This window comes from Photobacterium sp. SP02, from assembly GCF_038519165.1.
GTDB classification, from domain to species: Bacteria; Pseudomonadota; Gammaproteobacteria; order Enterobacterales; family Vibrionaceae; genus Photobacterium; species Photobacterium halotolerans.
Genome location: NZ_JASJOJ010000069.1, coordinates 1 through 20,318 on the forward strand (window position 1 = coordinate 1; position 20,318 = coordinate 20,318).

Genomic DNA, 20,318 nt, shown 5'->3' on the forward strand with positions numbered 1-20,318 from the left:
ATCACGCTGATTTTTTGCTGTTTTTCCGGTAGCTCAGGGCCACTTTGCGGCCTGTCTGGCAGTTCAGCGCCCCTTTCTGATAGTTGCCCACGCCGTCCTCGACGTGGATGAAATCCGCGATCGGCTTGTTGATTTCCAGCTTGTTCACTTTGGCCGAGCGCAAGGCGGCAATGTCAGCCACCGGAACGCTTTTCGCATCTGATAAATACTTGGCATCGTTCATCGAATTGACCGCGCACAGATACCACGTCGGTGACTGGGTGGTAATGGTTTTTGGCACCTCCTGCCCCCGCTGGAATACCGTCGTCACGATACCGCCATACTGACGGGCACCGCGCAACAGCTCCCCGGTTTTCCCCTTCAGGGTGCCTGCCGTGGGCGAGCAGGACGCCAGCTCTTCAATGCAGATTTCAAGGGGGGCTTTGCGGCCATCCAGCACTGACCACACCGCCGCCGAAAAGAATTCCAGCTCATCAAACACCAAGTCCGCCGGGATGTAGGCAATCTTAAAGGCGCTTTGCCCCTGACGGGCTTTCACCAGTGCCTTGAGGAAATCCGCTTTCGAGTGGTAGCCCCGAACCTGCTGGCCCTGAAAGGGTTTCCCGGCGTAGTTCTCATAGGGGTCAAAGAACACCGCCTGCGCCTTGGCGGTAATGAATTTCCCGTGCTTGACCAGTGAGGTTTTCCCGCTGCCCGTGCCGCCGATAATGACCCGGTGCAACGGGTCAAGATGGGTGTTGGAATTCTTAGGCCGCGGCAGGTTCAGGATCGGCTTTTTCGCCATCGTCCACCTCCTGCTTTTCCTGCGCTTCGGCCAGTTGGGCGCGCTTCTCCGCCCGTAACCCTTTCACCTGACGAGCCGTGACGCCGCCCAGACCGACCACGGCCACCAAGAAGAGGATTTCTTCTTTGTACTGCCCGAGCCAGTTCAGCCACGTTGCCCCGTGTTTCTGCATCAATGGCCCGGCGGCTTTGAGCACCTTGCCCTTGGCTTTCTCGTCGTATTCAAAATCCATCCCGATGGCAAAGCTGATCGCCTGCTCGGACAGGACAAACCCCAAGTCCAGCAAATCAACCGCCGCTTCTGCCGCGTCGTCATCATTGGCGGCGTCCTGCGCCACGTCATCCGGCTCCGGGGCTTCCTGTGATTCGAGCTGCTGAATCGCCGCGCCCCAGTCCGCCCAGTCATCCGCCTGGGGCTGTTCTTCGACGAGGTCAAACGCCTCAATTTGCTGCAAGTTTTCCGCTGTTGCTGTCATCTTTTTTTCCTTTACACAGACCAATTAAAATCATTACCAGTACAAATAACCCGACTAACCACGGATACAGGGTTTTCCAGTGGATTTTCGGGGCGCTTTCCCCCGGTTCGGTTAACGCGGGTAACCCGTCCTCACTGGTTTGGGTAACGCTCAGGCTAACGCTTTGAACGGGTTCCTTAACGGGTTCCCGAACGGATTCGCTAACGGTTTGAACAGGCGCATCATCCAGCGCCTGAACCGTATCTACCTTGTGCTTTTCAATGTGCTCATGCATTGACGTGCTGTTGGTACTGTTGCCGCACCGCGGGCAACGGTAATAGAGCTTGCCAATATTGCGCGGGTTCTTCGGCGGCTCGCCGGACTCCATCAGGCGGTGCTCCCCGGTCATATGCACCGTGCAGACCTCGCCGCACTCGGGCACCGTACAGCGGATATAGCCGCGGGTCGGGTTCTTACTCATCCTCGCCCCCTTCCAGCACTGTCAGACGGGCTTGTACTTCAGCCCGATAACCGGCGCGGGCTTTCGCGCTGATCCCGTCGAGCATTTCCAGCTTGTCAAAAAAGTCTGCAGGCAGGCCGATAGCCTCCAGACTCAGGGAGCCGCCGCTGAACATCACGGCAGAGACCTTTTTCACCAGCACTTTCATATCCAGCGCTTTGAGTTTTTCAATCTCGCCTTTCACCTCCACGGATAAGGCTTCCGCCGTATCAATGGCTTTCTCGGCGTGGCGTAGCTGCTGGGCGGTCATGGTTTCAATCATCAGATTATCCTCGGGTCACAATTAAGCGGTTATTTGCCAGTTTGAGCTGGCAATCTTTGTCTATTGGCACTTTGGCCCCGGCCAATATGGGTTTAATCAGGCACTGCACCCCGGCATGGCTCCATCCGGTCACCTGTTTTAAGTGCTCTCCGAGCATGGGGTTACAGTTATTTTCAGTGCTCCAAGGGGAGCCGCTCCGCGACTCTAACAGCGCCCCTAACTCCGACTTTTTCACTAATCGGTAGGTCTCGTTGCATGTCGAAATGAAAGTACTCACCCCTTCAGAAACCCAGTGAAAGCCGATAGCCTTTTTCACGCTCTCGCCGTACTGGTTCTGTTTTTCTTCATAAGCCAACTGCGCATCAGCGGCGAGCTGGCAAAACAGCGCCCACTTTGAGGAATCCGCCGCCTGTCGCAGCGCTTCCAGTTTGGGATCAATACGGGTTTGTTCTTCGGTGGCCCGGCGCAGATGTCGCCACAGGGAAACAGGCTCACCGCCGAACTGCTGAAACTGGCGGATACGATGCACCGAGGCCCACGCACGGACGCGAAAGGCGCTTTCTTCAGCTTCGGTGTCCGGCATGTGCTTGCCGTTGATGTTTTTCGAAACGTACTTCGCGATATAGGCCGTTGCGCCGCCTTTGGCCGGGTCGGCTTCCTTGACGTCAAAGCGCGGGGAAATGTCATCGCCCAGCTCGGCTCTGTCCTCACTGGTCGCCACGCTGGATATGATGTCAATCAGGGTGTCTTTGTCTTTCGGATCGCAGAACAGAAAATAGTGGCCGTGACTGGTGCCGTCCTTGTGCGGCTCCGCCACGCGAAAACCGAAGTAGTGAATATCTTCCTTGGCAATCAGGGCACGGGCCTGCGCCCATTGCTGCATCAGATTGCTATGGCCTTCTTTGACCGTGGCCCCGTTCCACTTGCTGGAATTACGGTGGTACTTACTCGGCAATGTCCACGTCAGGAACAAGGCGGTATAACCCAAGTCCTGCGCCAGCTCTTCAAAGCCACGGGAACGTACCATCATTTCAATGCGGCGGTTTTCCGGGTTGGCCGTGGTGCGTTTGATCACCTCGGCAAGGTCGAAGTGCTCCCCGGTGGCCTCGTTGTAAACAACCGTGCCTTGAATGAAGCGTTCCGCTTCACGCTGCTTGTTCTTCCAGTTCTGGAAAGACGGGTAAGAAAGGTATTTCGACTGGTGCCCTTTGTCGCCAACGCGCTCAAGGGCAATCTGGGCGTACTCGATGTACTGCGCCCGAAGGTGTAACAGGCGGCGTTCAATCCACTCTTCAGACTGCATTTTCAGCACTGAAGCCGTGAGTTCTTGCTCGGCCCGTTCTTCTTCCATCTTGTCGCCCGGCATGACTGGCGGGTTAATGGAAATGGCGCGGATATTCTCAGCCAGCACGGTATAGATATGCTTCATAGCTTCCAGAAAGCTGTCAAAAACCTGCGGGTCAATGTCTTTCATTGCCTGCATATTCTCATCAGCAACTAGACGGGCCAGCTTACGCACGGCCTCGTCTCGCATCAGAATGTTATGGTTCAAACGCTCGGCGTTGACCTTGTTGCGACTGTCCACAAAAGAAAACTTGTCTTCAATGAAGGGGGCAACTTTCAAGCCGAACTTCACCGCCTCATCACTGAAGCGGTCAAGGTTGTCACGGGTAGCCCCGCCGCGCTGTTGGCGGCTGGCTATCTTGGTGCGGATATCCTGACGGACGACTTGCGGAAGACGTTTTAAGAAATGACGAGTAAAAACCGTACCGTGTTGCATTACTCATTGACCTCATAGCAGCCTGTTGGCGTGCATGTGTAGTTCATCGGGCGGGGTGTGTAGGTGCGCTTTCTTATCCCGTGTTTTTCCCGCAACTTACCCAGCAGGAATACAGCGCGCTGGCGTTTCTCGGGATCAGGGCTGACCATGCCAGCCATGTCCGGGCAAGGGGCGTGAATCGGATCCATCGTAGCCTCTTAACCGTGTACCGAACGCCATTCCGCTTGCGCTTCTGCGTATTTCTTGTCGATGTGGGCCGCTAAATCTTCGACTTTGACCATGGTGGGACAGCGTTCTGAGTCACGCAGTTTGAAAGTAGGAATCGGGAAGTCACAAGCTTTTGCTCTTTGTTCGGCTGTCTTCGGTGTGACGCCAAAGAACTCCTGAGAGACTTGCTTCAGTTCTACAATTGGGCTTTCGAATCGGGCAAATAAAGCAAAACTAGTGTTCATAAAATCTCCATGTAGTAAACTTGGAGACATTTAAGGAAATCCAAACGACCCTAAATATCCCCCAACAACGACAAAGGGAATTATTGAGGATCACAAAGAGCAAATCAACCCCATAAGTACACTAGGAGATAGAAATGGGAACTTTTGAGGAACAACTTAAGGAACTGAAGAAGCTTACCAACACTGCCAAGAATGTAGATCTGGCAAGGGTTTTAGGTAAATCCCCAAAGACCATTTCTAACTGGAAGTACCGTGATCACATCCCTGAAGATATTTTCATCAAAGCGAGACAGATATCACAAAATGGGGTGATTGCTCCGCCAAGAGGTTATGTGCATTTGGACTTATATGAGGTTGAAGTGAGTGCCGGGCACGGTGCTTTAGTGGTGTGTGAAGAGAAGTCCAGTGACATCGTATTCAGCGAAACATTCATCAACAAAGAGATCGGCGTCAACGCAAACAACATCTTCCTGATGCCTGTGAAGGGTGACAGCATGTATCCAACGCTCAAGAATGGTTGTCTGGTCATGGTGAACCGTGTGGATCAGTTCACTGGGGATGGAATTTATGTCTTCCGTTATGAAGGTCAATTGATGGTGAAGCGGCTACAGTTTTCAAAACACGGCCTCTCTGTCACCAGTGACAACGACAGCTATCAGCCTTGGGAACTATCCAAAGAGGAAATCATGAGCAGTGATTTTGAAGTGGTTGGTGAGGTTGTTTGGTCAGGGCAAAGAATGTAGATAAATCCAATATACTCAAAACATTACAGACAGTTTTGAGTATATTAATAATTAACGAGTTATAGAAGAATTATGCTCTACATCACCAAATGCAGGGGAGTATGGTGACTCTTGCTTTACAAGTGTAATTGAATGTTCACAATCAACCAATCTTTGATAACTTCCATAACTGACTGCTATCGTTTGGCCATTTTTTGACTTTAAACGCCACTGCCATTGCTTAAGATCATCTTGATAAACTTCGAAATAAGAAAGACTTGCCATGATCCACCTCCATCACCAAAAATATAATTTTTGAGAAACTAAATAGTTAACCCAATTAAAGTATTCTTTTAAAAAAGGGCTCTCACAGCTTTCCAAGTAGATTTATAATTTACAATTCATAAAATTCTTTTACCCCAGTCCCGGGTGTAATATTTAGCTCAATAAAAACATAAGCTTAAGTGCGCCTTGAATTTCACACACTTTACATCAAACATAAATCACGCGGGTACTCACACTCTTTGGAAATATTGTAATTAACGCATCCAAAATCAAAGGCGTTTGGCGATTGTGTTTTTAAATGAAATATTGATTCTTCACAATCTGCAAGATTATCAAAACCATTTTGACTAATAGCTATAACATCTTTACTTTCAGATACAAACCACCACCTCCATTGACCTTCAAAATCTTTATATATATAAAAATATGCTCCTGAATTCATGATAAACCTCGCCAACTGACATTAGTATTAAGATTGATTAATTATTTGTATGATCAATCTATGTTATACCTATAAAATAGTAGACAAATATGAAACAGAAACCATACAAGGAGAAAAAATGTGACGTGACTCAAAAAAATAAGTTAAGGATATTGATTGCGGTTCTTATGTCACTACTAATTACTTCAATTTATTAAAGATTTCAGAGTTCCTCCCGAAGACAACCTCTTTGCTTAATAGCTCCCCCCTCCCCAGAGCTTACAAAGCCGCTAGCTATATTAATGTACGCTCAATCGTTCAAACTGACATTGAAAAGTATTCCGGAAAGGTAGTATCGTACGAGTTCGGTACGTATACCGCGCACGAGCCCAGACAGGGCGCTAATTGTGCGCATTATCCAACATAGGGGCAACCGAAAAACGGCATGAAGGGTGTTCGCCAGCGAGGCCAAAAGTTTCCTGAGTGTTTTCAGTGTGTCGCGTCATTCTGAATTTCCTGTCACTTCAATTGAAATTGCCCGAATTCCGTTCACTGTACCCTCGCCGTCCCCCTTCCAGAGCAGGACAATCTCGCCTCATTTATCGTCGAAAACGACATCGAAAGCGACAACAGGCGGTACAAAGCAACTATCTTCGTTAAAAAGCAGGGGCGTATTATACATGCAGAATACAAAATGATCAGGAAAAAGGCGCCAAGCCGGCCTCAGGCAACCTAAGCGGTCAAAGATAGCCGTTCAGGGGGCACTACCCAAATCAGCCCACGTCAGTCCAGGGCTGATGGGTTATGCAGAAAACGATTTTTACTTATTCAGTCACAGCAGCTCATCCGGCACGTTACCGCCGTTGTCGGCCAGTTTCTGCAGCACGGTTTTATGCAGCCACATATTCATTTGGGCGGAGTCGGCCATTTTGTCTGCGGGGCAGCCCAGTTCAGTCGCCAGTTCTTTGCGGGCTGACAGGCTGCTGTCGAGACCCAGCAGTTTCAGCAGATCGACAATAGAGGTTTTCCAGTTCAGTGCTTCCGGATGGCCGGTCGCCATAGCTTCCAGTTTGGCGACCACATCAACAGTTTCCATGGCCGGAGCGGCTGGCTCAGCCGGAGAGGCGGGTGCAGGTGTTTCATCGGGGGCAAATGTGACGTTGGAAGATGGCGTTGGTGTCTGGGGTGATTTTTTTCCAAAGCCAAGCTTGTTGAGAATATCGTTGAACAAACCCATTACGGCTCCTTAACCGGTGTTGGCCGGATTGCGAATGACAGGCAAAACAGAGCGGCAGAAGTGCTCGCTCAGCTTCATTAAAGCTAGTCGGGTTATTCGGTGCAGAGCGTCGCATTTCAACGACTGGCGACGGGTTAACAAAAAAGCGCCCTGAACTTCCTTGTCCGGGGCGCGGCAATAATGATTTTATTCGTGATAACGACTCAGAAACTGGCCTGCAGCGACAGGCTGCCGAAAGCGTTATAGCCATTGAGCATGATGTGGTAGCGACCAGACTGAGTGGGGGTGATCGAACAGGTTTCACTGTTACCCGCACGATACGGCCGGCAATCCCAGCTGGATTTGGTGGCTTTCTGACCGAAGCGGACATACAGATCGGCATCGCCCGTTCCGCCAGAAGTGCGGACCGTCAAGGTACGTCCGGCCGGCACATCAATGTAGTAATGCTGCTCACTGCCGGATGTCCCGCTCAGGCCACTTTGCACTTTACCGTTTTCCAGTTTGCCGTCTGACGGGGTACCTGGATCGCCGCCGCCATTATCTGTGCCGCTGTAAGCCAGCAGATTAAGGCTGTTGCGCGGATCACTCACTTTGCCTGTGGTGCCGCGCTGGGCCAGTAACTGACTGACCTGAGAAGGGGTCAGGTTCGGATACTCATCGAGATACAGCGCAGCGACCCCGGCAACGTGCGGTGTGGCCATCGAGGTTCCGCTGATGGTTTTGTAGCTGCCGTCATACCAGGCAGAGGTAATGGAGGATCCCGGGGCAAAAATGTCGACACAGCTGCCCCAGTTAGAAAAGCTGGAACGCTGATCAGAGCTGGTTGTCGAGCCGACAGTGACGCCATTTGCCACCCGGGCGGGTGAAACATTACAGGCATCCTGGTTTTCATTGCCCGCCGCCAGCATGAAGCTGACGCCTGAATTGACCGCGCTGTTGATGGCGCTGTCCAGTGCGGTAGAAATGCCGCCGCCCAGACTCATATTCGCCACAGATGGCCCCGAGGCGTTCTGTTTCACCCAGTCCACCCCGGCAATCACCCCGGATGTGGTGCCCGAGCCATTACAGCTCAGTACCCGCACCCCGACCAGGCTGACGTTCTTCGCCACACCGTAGCGCGTACCGCCAATGGTGCCGGCAACATGCGTACCGTGACCATTACAGTCGGTGGCATTGCTGTCGTTATCGACAAAATCGTAGCCGGAACGGGCACGGCCGCCGAACTCGGCATGGGTGGTGGTGACACCGGTATCAATGACGTACGCCGTCACGCCTGCGCCGTTATATTGGGTGACAAAATTACCGTCCAGCGGCAGGTTGCGCTGATCCACGCGATCCAAACCCCAGGTAGCGTTGGTCTGCTGGGCATCAAAGGCTTCGGGGAAAACCGGATCGAGTGAAATCCGCTGATCCTGCTCTATGTAGTCGACCTGATTGTCCTGACGAAGAGCCTTGAGTTGCTCTGTCGTCAGCTCAGCAACAAAACCGCTCAGGGCAGAATCAAACACCCTTTCCGCATTCACAGCATGAAGTGTGCTGATAGACTCGACAGTACGGGCCACAAACTCGGCACGTGCGGCGATATCATTGGCGATATACGCCGGTTCTTTTAACACCACGATATACTGATTGGCGACTGCCTTCTCAGGTGCCGCGGTGATCAGCCTGGCCTGTGACTCCGAACTTGCTGCAAACTGTGAGTCTTCAGCCTGAATGGCAGCACTGGCTAATACCAGCGCAGACGTGATACAGCAACCTAGCATTGTCTTAAACATTGTTATTCCTTTTTATGTTTGTCCGTTACTTGGAATTGCCTACCCCTCACATCAGGCACAGTTAAAACCTATACGCAACCAAGCCCTTATACATAAGATGAAAATACCGAAATTCTCGAATGAAACAGAGAGATGCGTGGTTACATCCAAGTTGAGACTCATAACAAGGCATAAGTAACCCACTGTTTTTATATCGCTATCTGGCAATAGTCATGGGCTTAATCTGATAAAGGAAAGATGTAAATAAATCCGAACAGGTAAAAAAACTGATCAATAGTGGTTATATTTCATTAAGTTAATCATTAAATAACAGAAATAAGCCATAAGGTTACAAAACTCAGGCTTTACAGCAGACCAAAATGCTGATTTTTCCCGGATTTGCAAAGCACAAGATCTCGTCTAACTAAAAAGCCTGTTGTCCTGCTGAATGAAAATACCACCCGTCTCAGGGTGTAACAGGAAAAAAGTGCACTTTTCGTTCAGACTTGATGAGAACCTCTTCACGACTCAGGGGAAAACCTATGCGCTGGCGCAAGACCAAACAAAGTACCAACATTGATGACAGACGCGGTCAGGGGCCAGCTCATTCCGGGATGGCGGTTGCTGGATTGCTGCGTTTTCTCCCTTTTCTGCTCAAAACCAAAGTGGGTAAACTTATTCTGGTTGTCGGCGGGATATACCTGGCTTACCAGTATTTTACCGGCGGGGCCGGAATGATGGATGTGCAGCCCGGTTCCGGGGCGATGCAGCAACAGGAAGGCGCACAAACCGGTGGCTTACCGGCCACTGACGAAGAGGCTCAGTTTGTCGCGGCGATTCTGGGTACCACAGAAACCGTGTGGAGCAAGCTGCTCGATGGCCAGTATCCCGAACCACAGCTGGTGCTGTACAACAATATCACCCAGACAGGCTGCGGCATGGGTCAGGCGCAGTCCGGGCCGTTTTATTGTCCGGCAGACAGCAAGGTTTATCTGGATCTCAGCTTTATGGATGAGCTGAAAAAACTGGGGGCGCCCGGCGATTTCGCGTTTGCCTATGTAATAGCGCACGAGGTGGGTCATCATGTGCAAAATGTGCTGGGCACCAACAAGCAGGTCGCCCAGATGCAGCAGCAGGCCAGCGAAACCGAAGCCAATCGCTTGAGCGTGATGCTTGAACTTCAGGCCGACTGCTATGCCGGGGTCTGGGGCTACTATGTCCACAATGACATGCAGTTGCTGGAGCCCGGCGACATTGAAGAGGGGTTGAAAGCCGCCAGCTCAGTGGGTGACGACCGGCTGCAGGAAATGGCGGGCCAGGCCGTTCAGCCAGACGCCTTTACCCACGGTACCTCTGAACAGCGCTCGAGCTGGTTCCGCAAAGGGTTTGAAAGCGGTAACCCGAACGACTGCGACACCTTCCAGAACCTGCAATAACCCTGATCCGGGGCCAGGCAGCATGCTGGCCCTGAAAAGATCGACCAAGCCCCTAAGTCCTGCTTGCCATTTAACGGTTTGTGCATACACTTTGCCTCGCATTGTTCCGGGTGGCTGCGATGACAGATGAGCGCCAGTGACTGCTGGCGCTGCGGAACAATGTCTGGAATTGGCAGCCTCTTATGACTGATAAACCAGTCAATAAATCAATCACTCATGCCGTCAGCGACTGAACCGGTGATGCGAATGTGATCAGTTACACGAAAATTTTGTCCATCCGTGTTGGATTATGTCTCTCAGAGCTAGGTTTTTGAAATGCTATGATAGACTATGACGCTAGTCGCTTTTTTTGAGGAAGTATGGCAAATCATATGCAACTGCTGAATCAGGCCCAAACACTCTGTGATAAACGTGGAGTCCGGCTGACCCCGCAACGCCAGAAAGTACTGGAACTGATTGTTGAGCGCCAAAGTTCTATCAGTGCTTACGAGCTGCTTGATTTGCTTCGGGAAACTGAACCTCAGGCCAAGCCTCCCACTGTATACCGCGCACTCGACTTTCTGCTGGCCCAGGGCTTTGTCCATAAAGTCGAGTCGACAAACAGTTATATCGCCTGCAATCTGTTGGACCATGCCTCTCATTGTTCACAGCTATTAATTTGCGATGAATGCAGTCATGTGGAGGAATGTCACGACGATGAATTGGCTAAAATGCTAAAACTAAAGGCACAACAACAGGGCTTTCAGATTTCTCACCATGTGGTTGAAAGCCACGGTGTGTGCCAAGCATGCCAACATAAGAAGTAGTCCGTTTCTGAACAACAACAAGGCAATCCAGATCCTATGCGAGCAGAATTTGTAAACCCGTTTCTGGCCTCTCTGCTGAATGTGCTCAAGACCATGGCGTCAATGGAGCTGGCCCCGCAAAAACCTCTGCTGAAAAAAGATGAAGTCGCCCGCGGTGATGTATCTGGCCTGATTGGTATGATTGGCCCGCAGACCAGAGGCTCGATGTCCATTACCTTTGATGAAGGCCTCGCGCTGGAAATCATGCAGCGCATGCTGGGCGAACGGCCAAATGGCATCAATGATGAAGTGACCGATATGGTCGGCGAGATCACCAATATGGTCACAGGTGGCGCTAAACGTATTCTGTCTGAAAAAGGCTATGACTTTGAAATGGCCACGCCCGCTGTTGTGTCAGGCCGCGGCCACACCATCACGCACAAAAGCGAAGGGGCGATCATCATCATGCCGTTTGAATCTGAATACGGCAAAGCCTTCATCGAAATCAGCTTCGACCGCTAACGTTTTCAAACACCACCTCTTTTTCTGCAGGCCAGTGCAAACTGGCCTGACCTATTGGCGTGACTATGCGTAACTCTTTCACTCTTTTTGCATAAATAACGCATAAATCATTGCCCCGCATTCCGGTTACGATCTAGACTGGAAATGCTATTTAGGCATCTACTCACCTATAAAGATACCTGTTAATAGCATTCGTGTTGCCTGCCTTCGGGTAACGCAAGGAATAGATTACAAAGGAAAGATCGTCAAATGAGTAAACTGACAGGAACCGTTAAATGGTTCAACGATGATAAAGGTTTTGGTTTTATCTCTGCTGCTGATGGCAAAGATGTTTTTGTTCACTTCAGCGCCATTCAGGCTCAGGGACGTCGTACCCTGAGAGAGGGCCAAAACGTTGAGTTTATCGTTACTGACGGCCAGAAAGGCCCACAAGCCAGCGAAGTGGTCGCCCTGTCTTAACCCTAAGGCATGCCGCAACTAAGAAAAACGCCGCAAAAGCGGCGTTTTATCATTTCAGGCTTCCGGCTAGATTACTGACGCCATTGCTTAAAGGTATTGATCAGGCCATTGGTCGAGCTGTCATGGCTGCTCACCGGTGCGTTGTCCGCCAGTTCCGGCAGAATCTGATTGGCCAGCTGTTTACCCAGCTCAACGCCCCACTGATCGAAGCTGTAGATATTCCAAATCACGCCTTGAGTGAAGATCTTATGCTCATACATCGCAATCAGTGCACCCAAGGTATACGGGGTCACTTGCTTGACCAGAATCGAGTTGGTCGGACGGTTACCTTCGAACACTTTAAATGGCGCCAGCTCTGCCGCTTCCTCCGGCGTTTTACCTGCCGCGGTGAATTCCGCTTCCACCTGCTCGCGGGTTTTACCGAATGCCAGCGCTTCGGTCTGGGCAAAGAAGTTTGCCATCAGTTTAGGGTGGTGATCACCCAGCTGATTGTGGCTGATTGCCGGGGCAATAAAGTCACACGGGATCAGCTTAGTGCCCTGATGGATCAGCTGATAAAACGCATGCTGACCGTTAGTGCCCGGCTCACCCCAGATGATAGGCCCGGTCTGATAATCCACAGGATTACCGCCGCGGTCGACATACTTACCGTTCGATTCCATGTTGCCCTGCTGGAAGTAAGCCGCAAAACGGTGCATGTACTGATCGTAAGGCAGAATGGCTTCAGATTCGGCACCGAAGAAGTTGTTATACCACAGGCCAATCAGCGCCAGAATGACCGGCAGATTCTCGTTCAGCGGTGCTTGGGCAAAATGCTGATCCATCGCATGCGCACCGGCCAGCAGCTCTTCGAAACGCTCGTAACCCACAGCCAGGCAGATCGACAAACCAATCGCTGACCACAGTGAATAACGGCCGCCGACCCAGTCCCAGAACTCGAACATATTGTCAGTATCAATACCGAAGGCGGATACTGCCTCAGCATTGGTCGACAGCGCAGCAAAGTGCTTCGCCACATGCGCTTGATCTTGGGCTTCAGCCAGGAACCAGTCACGCGCCGAATGGGCGTTGGTCATGGTTTCCTGAGTGGTGAAGGTTTTTGACGCCACCAGGAACAGGGTCGTTTCCGGGTTCAGCCCCTTCAGAGTCTCGGCAATATGGGTGCCGTCCACGTTAGAGACAAAATGCAGGTTGAGACGGGTTTTGTACGGCGCCAGCGCTTCCGACACCATGTAAGGACCCAGATCAGAGCCGCCGATGCCGATATTTACCACATCGGTAATCGCCTTGCCTGTGTACCCTTTCCAGTCACCGCCAATGATACGGTCGGAGAACTGCTGCATTTTTGCCAGCACGGCATTCACATGCGGCATTACATCTTCGCCGTCCACCAGCACTGGCGTATTGCTGCGGTTACGCAGCGCGACATGCAGTACGGCGCGGTCTTCGGTGCGGTTAATTTTTTCACCGTTGAACATAGACGCAATGGCGGTTTTCAGTTCGGTCTGTTCAGCCAGATCAAACAGCTTGGCCAGCGTTTCTTCAGTGATAAGGTTCTTTGAATAATCCAGCAGGATATCGTTGCCGAACGCCGCGGAAAACGTCTCGAAACGTGATGAGTCTTTAGCAAACAGCTCACTGAGCTGAAGATCCTGTGCCTGTTCAAAATGGGCAGTCAGTGCCTGCCAGGCAGTTGTTTGCGTGGGGTTAATGTTTTTCAACATAATGACGTTCCTGATGTGTTATTTTTTCACTACAGCACAACCGGTGGTGCAGCAATGAATGTCCAATTCAACGGCGTTTACACAGCCAAACTGGCCATAAGCATGGCGATATTTTGGTAATTTTACAACTTATTGTTAATTATGCCGCCGCCACCGCCCTACCTGCCTTGCTCCAGGTCACGCTTTCGGCGAATCATGTACAGCCGCTAAACTATAGGAAATTATCCTGCAGTTCGAAAGAAATAAAGAGAGAAAAGCGACTACCAGCTTAAAATGCAGCAGCATCCAGATGAATTCTGGCCAGATTTCCTACCCATGGCTGATGAAATTGAACAACAGATTAAAAATGATGCTGCCGGATCAGTAACCCTCTCAATCCAGCCACCTGCCTGGTCAGAGAGCCAGCCATGGCTCTTCTTCATCACTTTGTAGAAACAGAACCTATTAGCTTGATGAAAAGATACTTGATAAAAAGATTTATCAGGCTTATCTTTAGTCAGATATCTTTTGTGAAAGATACTTTGTATGAAGTTATCTATTTTCACTCACTGGACGCGTCCGCAGAAATAACAAAAGGAAAAGAACCATGAAACTCAGCATTATTTCAGGCAGCCATCGTCAACAATCATACAGTGTAAAGGCGGCAGCCTATTTACAGGCCCTGGCCCATGAGCAAGGGTTCGAGGAAACAGAGATCATGGATTTAAGTACCCTTAATCTACCGCTGTGGAATGAAGGGGTCTGGAGTGGCAATGATGAATGGAGTGGCTGGCGAGCGCTCGCTGAAGGGCTGAAAACATCGGATGCGGTGGTACTGATCACGCCGGAATGGCACGGCATGGCAACCCCGGCCCTCAAGAACTTCCTGTTGCTGTGCACGTCGGCAGAACTGGGCCACAAGCCGGTGCTGCTGGCCAGTGTTTCCGCCAGCGTGAACGGTGTCTACCCTATCAGTGAGCTGCGCATGACAGGCAGTAAGAACAACCATGCGTGTTTCATCCCGGATCATTTGATCTTCCGCGACTGTGAAACTCTGCTGGCAGCGGACAAGACCGTCAGCGATGAGCGCTTCGACGGCCGGGCCAAATATACCATCAAATCTCTGGCAGCCTACGCCAGAGCCTTAAGCCCGGTGCGAGCAGAACTGCAACAAGGAATGAAAGATTTCCCGTTCGGTATGTAACTCCCCATATCAGGCCCCTGACAGCAAAAAAAGCCTAAGCGATACTCGCTAGGGTTTGATCACCACACAGGCCGTCTGTTTCTGACGGCCAAAACCGAGGACCTGGCTCAGTCCGGCTTTATTGAGCGGGATATGGGCGCGATGGCTGCTGTCTGCCTTGTCTTCAGCAAAGGGGTCATGAAAGAAAAAGAATTGATCGCTGACGCCGCTCAGCACAATCCAGTGCGGCTCTTTGCAGCCGTTAAAGCGATAGGTACTGATCAGCATCAGCAAACAGCAGCCCTGTTTCAGCCACTCTTCAATCTGACTGACCGCCGGCATGGCATCCACTACAGGTACACCGGCCTCATCCAGCTGCTGACAAAAATCCTGATGGACCAGCTCGATAATGTCCTTTTTCCGCGGATCGCGCACACTGTCGATAAAAGGCGTGGACAGTGACTGAGCCCACAATTCCACTTTGCACCCGCGCCGGTGCGCCGCCAGTGCCAGCCCGTGCCCGCTGCAGCCGCCGTGGCCTGATGCCATGAAGATAGTGGTAGCCTCACGCCACAGTTGCATCTCTATCTGACGGCTGGGCTGAAAGGCCGGCTCCAGATAAGACAGACTCATCATTAAGCATGCCGGACCACAGGTGAATGGTGTGGTCTGCACATACAAAGGGAGCGGCAGCAAATGCTTAGCTTCCACCGGGCTCAGGCGTTTTTGCATCCTGACGCCATCGGCCAGATCATCGTAATAATGGATTAAAATTTTTAATGGTTTATAACCGCATTTTTCATAAAGATTTCGCGCCGCGACATTGTCATTGCGCACTTCCAGCCTTAATGTATTGAAACCGTTTTCCAGTGCCGCCGCTTCACAGGCAGACAATAACTGCTGAGCAATGTGCCTGCCTCGATAAACGGGATCGACGGCAAGGGAATACAACCGCGCCAGCTGGGTGCCCCGGTGAAATAACACCAGCCCATAGCCAGCTATCCGGCCTTCATCTTCCGCGACAAACAGCACGCTCTGGGGTGATTTAATAAACCGCCGCATCTGACGGGGTGAAATTCGATCCCCGTCAAAAAGCTGAGCCTCCAGAGCATTTAAACTATCTAGATCATAAAGCTGTGCAATACGGACTATCATGGACTTATTCACGCTTGAGTGGACTAGTTCGATTTAATCCCAAAATTAGCCGTAAGGCTATAGGTGAAGAAAAAGATGACAAAAGTCCTCATTATTACCGACAACGACAGTGACTGGCGGCAGTATTTTCCCTCTGACAGGGTTGTCACTGTCGACACATATTTGCAGCAGGGCGCGTTTTGTGAAAACAAAGCCACTCAGGTCATTAACCTGTGCCGTGACTACGGTTACATGAGCAGCGGTTATTACTGCTCGCTGATGGCCGAAGCCCGCGGGCACAGGGTGATTCCCCGTGTGATGACAATTAATGACTTGTCTCAGCCCTTCCTGTTGTCGGTACCGTCAGACCAGCTGGAAAAAGCCTTTGCGCACCAGTTGCAGTCGTCTGGGGATCAGCTCGAAGAAAAAATTTACTTTGGTCAGTCCAAAGTGCCCGGTTTTGAAAAAATGGCGCGCCGCCTGTTCGAGCACTTTATGGTGCCTGTGATTAAAGTGATCATCCGCCGCTCCGATTCGCACTGGCAGGTCGATCAGATCACGCCGTTCCCGTTTCAGGATTTGACGGATCCTGAGCAGGATTTGTTTGCCGAGGCACTGGAGCGCTTTTCCAACAAGGTGTGGCGCTCACCCAAGCCCAGCAAGAATGCACGCTACGATCTGGCCTTGCTGGTCGATCCGAACGAAAAGATGCCGCCGTCAGACAGTGCGGCCCTGCACAATTTTAAGAAAGCCGCCAAGCGTCTGGGCATGCGGCTGCAGGCCATTACCCCGGATGATCTGTCGCGGCTGGGCGAATTTGACGGCCTGTTCATCCGTGCCACCACCAATATCGGTAACTTCACTTACCGTTTTGCCAAAACGGCGGAGAAGCTGGGCCTGATCGTGATGGACGATCCGGAGTCGATCATGAAATGCACCAACAAGGTGTTTCTCACCGAATTGTTGCGGTTGCACAAAGTCCCGACCCCGAAAAGCGTGGTGCTGAAAAGCTTCGATCCTAACTGGCTCGAACAAGCCGAAAACGACATAGGTTTTCCTATGGTGCTCAAGGTGCCGGACGGTGCTTTTTCCGTCGGCGTGGTCAAAGTTAAAACCCGCGAAGAGCTGCTGACCCAAATGGATACCCTGTTTGCACGCAGTACGCTGATTCTGGCCCAGGAGTTTCTGCCGACAGATTTTGACTGGCGGATTGGTATCCTCAACCGTCAGCCGTTGTTTGCCTGTAAATACTATATGAGCCGCGGCCACTGGCAGATTTACCAGCACCACAACAGCGGCCGGGTCACCTCGGGCGGCTTTGAAACCCTGGATCTGAAACAGGTGCCGAAGAACGTGATCGAGGTGGCGCTCAAAGCGGCCAACCAGATTGGGGCAGGCCTGTACGGCGTCGATCTGAAGGAAGTGAATGGTCAGGTGGTGGTGATAGAAGTGAACGATAACCCGAGTATCGATCATAAAGTCGAAGATGCTTTCCTTGGCGATCTGCTCTACGACCGGGTGATGACAGAGTTTCTGCGCCGCATTCAGCTGCGCGGCTTTTGAGTCTGTGACCCAGTAACCCTCCCAGCCTCCCCCGACCAAAGGGGGAGGGACTGTACAGAATTTGCTGAAGCTTTGCTATTCCCTCCCCTTGGCAAGGGGAGGGTTAGGGTGGGGTTCGTGCGACGTGCATGGATTTGGCGTTGGTGCCCGGTAACCCCCTCCTAGCCTCCCCCTTGAAAAGGAGGAGGACGAACAGCTAAAGCACCGCTCTCAGAAGGGCTGATTCACCATGACATTAAAGCTGCTTTGCTCTTCGCCCCATGCCATTTCAGCCCGTACCACCACACCTTCCACCTGAAAGCGCACTGCGCCACCGGCACTCCAGCGCATGTCCTGGTTCAGTTCAGCCAGATCAAACTGATCTGCCACCCGCCCCAGATCGGTAAACAGCACCCATTGCCACCAAGGGACATCGTACCAGTCAAACACCGGCCAGCCGCTCAGCGGCTGCCATTCGGGCATGACCCGGTATTCCATGCTGTAGCTGAGCGCACTGCGATCAGAAAAACGCCCGCCGGGATAGCTGCGCAGGCGAAACAGCCCGCCAAGACTGGCGCGGGCAAATTCCGGTGGCCTGTGATAACGGATTTGACCCTGCACCTGCTCACTCTGATTCCAGCTCGGCACATCCGACACATAGGCATTAAAGGCTATCACCTGCTGCTCAAACCACTCACCGGCCGGCCCGATATCCCAGAACCAGCTCTGGCTCAGTTCCCACTGCCACCAGCTTTCACGATCGCTGCCGCCGGGATCTGTGGTCACCGTCAGCAGGCTGTGCGATCCCTGGCTGGGGTTATGCTCGCTGTTGAGGTTATCCCACTCCAGGCGGGTTTCCAGCGCCCAGACCTCGTCAGTATCGGCAAATTCCGTGTCCGGCAAAGGCGGGGAGTCGTGAAAGCGGCGGCTCTGATAATAAGGACGAAATTCAAGGGAGGTGATCCCGCTTTGCCACGGCGCACTGCCGGTCAGCGGCCGCTCCAGCGCCAGCGCAGCCAGAGGATTGGCCGTTGCAGAGCCCAGCGGAAAGATATAACGGGCAAACAGCCGGTATCTGGCATCATAGGCATTGGCGTTAAAGGCATCGAGCTCAGTGGAATCATTGCTGGCCGCCTCGCCGAGATAAAAATCGGTATGCTGAAAATCGGCGTTGTAGATCTCGGCACCGAACAGCCAGCGGCTGTCGTTGCTGAAGCGAAAGTTATCGCCGCGCATATAGGTCAGCCAGGTGCCCTTGTTCCCTTTCAGCCCGGCCCCGAACAGTGAGGCCTGTGGCTGAAAAGCGCCTTTGACCACTCCGGCCATGCCCAGGGCAAAGCCGATATTGTCGGTATAAAAAGCAAAGGGCACCACGGCATAATCTTTTGCCCAACTCAGTTCGCCCTCGTCATCATAACCGCCGGTATTGATCTTAATACCGTCATCAGAGGCACAGGCAACCGCCGGATAGCCCGCCCAGAGCAAGGCTGAAAACAACCAAGCCGTGGCACTGACCACGGCTTGTCTGGGATGGAAGACACTGGTAGGGGATAATGCCCGGCGGCATAAGGGAGTCAGCATAACAGTTTCTTCATTGTCACCGGTACGCCATGGCCACGCGCGAGGTCAGCTTGGTGACCAGTTCGTACGCTATGGTACCGACATGCTCGGCCACCACCTCGGCAGGTAATCCCTGCCCCCATAATACCGCTTCATCGCCCACCCGGTCGGTGGCATCCGGTCCCAGATCGACCGTCAGCATATCCATAGAGACCCGACCGGCAATCGGCACCCAGCGGCCGTTGATCAGCACAGGCGTACCGTTCGGTGCGGTGCGCGGATAACCGTCGCCATAACCTATGGCCACCACGCCGACTTTGGTATCCCGCTCGCTGACCCAGGTGCCGCCATAACCGACCGCTTCCCCTTGCTTGAGTGTCCGCACCGCAATCACACTGGAGGTCAGTGTCATAACAGGCTGCATACCAAAGGCTTCGGCAGAGTGCGTCTTATCGGCGAACGGTGAAATGCCATACATGATAATACCGGGACGAATCCACTCCAGGTGGCTGTCCGGCCAGGCCAGAATACCCGCGGAATTGGCCAGAGAGCGCTCGCCCCGGCAACCTTGCGTCAGGGACATAAAAGTCTGGATCTGGCTGTCTGTCACCGGACTGTCCAGCTCATCGGCACAGGCAAAGTGGCTCATATACCGCAGCGGCTGCGCCACATTCGGGCTGGCATGCAGGCGATCGACAAATGCCTGGAACTCTTCCGGGCGCACACCGAGGCGATGCATGCCGCTGTCAATTTTGAGCCAGACTTTCACCGGCATCTCCAGCACTGCCTGCTCCAGAGCTTCCAACTGTTCTATGGTGTGGACCACAGTCTGAATGTTATTGGTCACCAGCACAGGTAAGTCTGATGGCGAATAAAAACCTTCCATCAGAAGAATCGGTTTTACCACGCCACAGGCACGCAACGAGAGAGCCTCTTCAATCCTCGCGACACCAAAACCGTCGGCATCCGGCAGCCCGGTCGCAACCTGCTCCAGACCGTGCCCGTAGCCATTGGCTTTGACCATGGCGAGCAACTTGCAGCCGGGCGCCTGCTGTCTGATCAAACTCATGTTCTGGCGCAAAGCCCGGGTATCAATATAGGCGGTAGCTGCTTTCATTCATTGTCCTGCTGCTGGGTTAACGCTAATACTCATCATCAAAGGCCGGGCCGGCATAGTTGTCAAAGCGGGAAAACTGGCCCTGGAAAGTCAGGCGCACGCTACCGATGGGACCGTTACGCTGCTTACCTATGATGATTTCGGCAATGCCTTTCAGTGCGCTGTCTTCGTGATATACCTCATCACGGTAGATGAACATGATCAAG

At 52.3% G+C, this 20,318-nt stretch carries 23 protein-coding genes; 7 read left to right on the forward strand and 16 right to left on the reverse strand.

The window, feature by feature from the left end:
• Position 1: 1 nt before the first annotated feature.
• Genes P0Y67_RS19750 through P0Y67_RS19780 form a run of 7 tightly spaced genes read right to left on the reverse strand, consistent with a single transcriptional unit; the run spans position 2 to position 4,252 of the window.
• Positions 2–784, reverse strand: coding sequence for a hypothetical protein (locus P0Y67_RS19750; RefSeq protein ID WP_342393247.1), 783 nt, complete (start codon positions 782–784; stop codon positions 2–4).
• Positions 747–1,259 (reverse strand): hypothetical protein, encoded by a 513-nt coding sequence (locus tag P0Y67_RS19755; protein ID WP_342393249.1) that lies wholly within the window; start codon positions 1,257–1,259, stop codon positions 747–749. Before P0Y67_RS19755 ends, P0Y67_RS19750 begins: the two co-directional genes overlap by 38 nt.
• On the reverse strand, positions 1,225–1,719 hold the full coding sequence (locus tag P0Y67_RS19760; RefSeq protein WP_342393250.1) for a hypothetical protein: 495 nt from the start codon (positions 1,717–1,719) through the stop codon (positions 1,225–1,227). The genes P0Y67_RS19755 and P0Y67_RS19760 overlap by 35 nt, the downstream gene beginning before the upstream one ends.
• The gene (locus P0Y67_RS19765; RefSeq protein ID WP_342393251.1) at positions 1,712–2,020 is read right to left on the reverse strand and encodes a hypothetical protein; all 309 of its coding nucleotides are present in this window, start codon (positions 2,018–2,020) and stop codon (positions 1,712–1,714) included. Before P0Y67_RS19765 ends, P0Y67_RS19760 begins: the two co-directional genes overlap by 8 nt.
• Positions 2,021–2,024: 4 nt before the next feature.
• Entirely contained in the window at positions 2,025–3,800 is a 1,776-nt protein-coding gene (locus P0Y67_RS19770) for a replication endonuclease (RefSeq protein ID WP_342393252.1), read from the reverse strand.
• The gene (locus P0Y67_RS19775) at positions 3,800–3,988 is read right to left on the reverse strand and encodes a hypothetical protein (protein WP_192015895.1); all 189 of its coding nucleotides are present in this window, start codon (positions 3,986–3,988) and stop codon (positions 3,800–3,802) included. Before P0Y67_RS19775 ends, P0Y67_RS19770 begins: the two co-directional genes overlap by 1 nt.
• 9 nt (positions 3,989–3,997) lie before the next feature.
• Complete coding sequence (locus P0Y67_RS19780; RefSeq protein ID WP_342393253.1) at positions 3,998–4,252, reverse strand: pyocin activator PrtN family protein; 255 nt, start codon at positions 4,250–4,252, stop codon at positions 3,998–4,000.
• A 134-nt stretch (positions 4,253–4,386) separates the two neighbouring features.
• Between P0Y67_RS19780 and P0Y67_RS19785 the strand changes: the two genes are divergently transcribed.
• Positions 4,387–4,995, forward strand: a complete 609-nt coding sequence (locus P0Y67_RS19785; protein ID WP_342393254.1) for a S24 family peptidase — start codon at positions 4,387–4,389, stop codon at positions 4,993–4,995.
• A gap of 51 nt (positions 4,996–5,046) precedes the next feature.
• On the opposite strand, the gene P0Y67_RS19790 is transcribed toward P0Y67_RS19785, so the two are convergent.
• From P0Y67_RS19790 to P0Y67_RS19805, 4 genes are all read right to left on the reverse strand, one after another.
• Positions 5,047–5,259 (reverse strand): YegP family protein, encoded by a 213-nt coding sequence (locus P0Y67_RS19790; protein WP_342393255.1) that lies wholly within the window; start codon positions 5,257–5,259, stop codon positions 5,047–5,049.
• Between the two features lie 202 nt (positions 5,260–5,461).
• Positions 5,462–5,701 carry a hypothetical protein gene (locus tag P0Y67_RS19795; RefSeq protein WP_342393256.1) on the reverse strand — a complete coding sequence of 80 codons (240 nt, stop codon included), beginning with the start codon at positions 5,699–5,701 and terminating at the stop codon, positions 5,462–5,464.
• Positions 5,702–6,512: 811 nt separating this feature from the next.
• Positions 6,513–6,917, reverse strand: a complete 405-nt coding sequence (locus P0Y67_RS19800) for a DUF3597 domain-containing protein (RefSeq protein ID WP_342393257.1) — start codon at positions 6,915–6,917, stop codon at positions 6,513–6,515.
• 203 nt (positions 6,918–7,120) lie between these two features.
• Positions 7,121–8,692 carry a S8 family peptidase gene (locus P0Y67_RS19805; protein ID WP_342393258.1) on the reverse strand — a complete coding sequence of 524 codons (1,572 nt, stop codon included), beginning with the start codon at positions 8,690–8,692 and terminating at the stop codon, positions 7,121–7,123.
• A 521-nt stretch (positions 8,693–9,213) separates the two neighbouring features.
• Between P0Y67_RS19805 and ypfJ the strand changes: the two genes are divergently transcribed.
• The 4 genes from ypfJ to P0Y67_RS19825 all read left to right on the forward strand — a co-directional run bounded on the left by ypfJ (position 9,214) and on the right by P0Y67_RS19825 (position 11,873).
• Complete coding sequence (gene ypfJ / locus P0Y67_RS19810; RefSeq protein WP_342393259.1) at positions 9,214–10,107, forward strand: KPN_02809 family neutral zinc metallopeptidase; 894 nt, start codon at positions 9,214–9,216, stop codon at positions 10,105–10,107.
• Positions 10,108–10,466: 359 nt separating this feature from the next.
• Positions 10,467–10,913: a zinc uptake transcriptional repressor Zur gene (gene zur, locus P0Y67_RS19815; protein ID WP_027254036.1), complete on the forward strand. Its 447-nt coding sequence runs from the start codon at positions 10,467–10,469 to the stop codon at positions 10,911–10,913.
• A 36-nt stretch (positions 10,914–10,949) separates the two neighbouring features.
• Positions 10,950–11,414, forward strand: a complete 465-nt coding sequence (locus P0Y67_RS19820; RefSeq protein WP_027254037.1) for a chemotaxis protein CheX — start codon at positions 10,950–10,952, stop codon at positions 11,412–11,414.
• Positions 11,415–11,663: 249 nt separating this feature from the next.
• Complete coding sequence (locus tag P0Y67_RS19825; RefSeq protein WP_027254038.1) at positions 11,664–11,873, forward strand: cold-shock protein; 210 nt, start codon at positions 11,664–11,666, stop codon at positions 11,871–11,873.
• 71 nt (positions 11,874–11,944) lie between these two features.
• On the opposite strand, the gene pgi is transcribed toward P0Y67_RS19825, so the two are convergent.
• The gene (pgi, locus tag P0Y67_RS19830; RefSeq protein WP_342393260.1) at positions 11,945–13,597 is read right to left on the reverse strand and encodes a glucose-6-phosphate isomerase; all 1,653 of its coding nucleotides are present in this window, start codon (positions 13,595–13,597) and stop codon (positions 11,945–11,947) included.
• Positions 13,598–14,183: 586 nt separating this feature from the next.
• Here pgi and P0Y67_RS19835 point away from each other — a divergent pair.
• Positions 14,184–14,780, forward strand: coding sequence for an NADPH-dependent FMN reductase (locus P0Y67_RS19835; RefSeq protein ID WP_342393261.1), 597 nt, complete (start codon positions 14,184–14,186; stop codon positions 14,778–14,780).
• Positions 14,781–14,828: 48 nt separating this feature from the next.
• Here P0Y67_RS19835 and P0Y67_RS19840 read toward each other — a convergent pair whose 3' ends face one another.
• Positions 14,829–15,914 (reverse strand): GNAT family N-acetyltransferase/peptidase C39 family protein, encoded by a 1,086-nt coding sequence (locus P0Y67_RS19840; RefSeq protein WP_342393262.1) that lies wholly within the window; start codon positions 15,912–15,914, stop codon positions 14,829–14,831.
• Positions 15,915–15,989: 75 nt separating this feature from the next.
• Here P0Y67_RS19840 and P0Y67_RS19845 point away from each other — a divergent pair, with 75 nt between their 5' ends.
• Positions 15,990–17,456: a RimK family protein gene (locus tag P0Y67_RS19845; RefSeq protein ID WP_342393264.1), complete on the forward strand. Its 1,467-nt coding sequence runs from the start codon at positions 15,990–15,992 to the stop codon at positions 17,454–17,456.
• Positions 17,457–17,666: 210 nt separating this feature from the next.
• Here P0Y67_RS19845 and P0Y67_RS19850 read toward each other — a convergent pair whose 3' ends face one another.
• The 3 genes from P0Y67_RS19850 to P0Y67_RS19860 all read right to left on the reverse strand — a co-directional run.
• The gene (locus tag P0Y67_RS19850; protein ID WP_342393265.1) at positions 17,667–19,016 is read right to left on the reverse strand and encodes a BamA/TamA family outer membrane protein; all 1,350 of its coding nucleotides are present in this window, start codon (positions 19,014–19,016) and stop codon (positions 17,667–17,669) included.
• Between the two features lie 16 nt (positions 19,017–19,032).
• Positions 19,033–20,112, reverse strand: coding sequence for an alanine racemase (alr, locus tag P0Y67_RS19855; RefSeq protein ID WP_342393266.1), 1,080 nt, complete (start codon positions 20,110–20,112; stop codon positions 19,033–19,035).
• A 25-nt stretch (positions 20,113–20,137) separates the two neighbouring features.
• Positions 20,138–20,318 (reverse strand): DnaB-like helicase C-terminal domain-containing protein (locus tag P0Y67_RS19860; RefSeq protein ID WP_342393267.1); only part of this gene is annotated, 181 nt, incomplete at its 5' end.